This is a genomic window from Lentzea albidocapillata (genome assembly GCF_000719115.1).
Lineage (GTDB): Bacteria > Actinomycetota > Actinomycetes > Mycobacteriales > Pseudonocardiaceae > Lentzea > Lentzea albidocapillata.
This window is the reverse complement of record NZ_JOEA01000096.1, coordinates 1-292: the sequence shown is the minus strand read 5'-3', so window position 1 is coordinate 292 and position 292 is coordinate 1. Positions and strand designations below refer to the sequence as shown.

General features: G+C 65.8%; 1 protein-coding gene. It reads left to right on the top strand.

Annotated elements, in window-relative coordinates; genetic code table 11:
- Positions 1–13: 13 nt before the first annotated feature.
- Positions 14–292, top strand: a 279-nt coding sequence (locus IG04_RS43585) for an LVIVD repeat-containing protein (protein WP_036017141.1), incomplete at its 3' end; no start/stop codon positions are given.

The window sequence follows — 292 nt, the reverse complement described above, 5'->3', positions numbered from 1 at the left end:
GCCCGGCGAGGGCATGCAAGCGCTGCAGGTCGACACGAAGTTCTTCAACGGCACCATGCTCGTGATGAACAACGAGCAGTGCGGCAAGAACGGCCGCGGTGGCGTCTCGCTGTACGACGTCAGCAATCCCAGCAAGCCGGTCAAGCTGTCCGAGCACTTCGGCGACCGCGCGAACCTGTCGCGTGGCGACGCGAACGACACTCACAGCGCGTTCGCCTGGGACACCGGCGACAGGGCGTACGTGGTGACGACCGACAACTTCGAGTCGGGCGGCGCGGACGTCGACATCCTC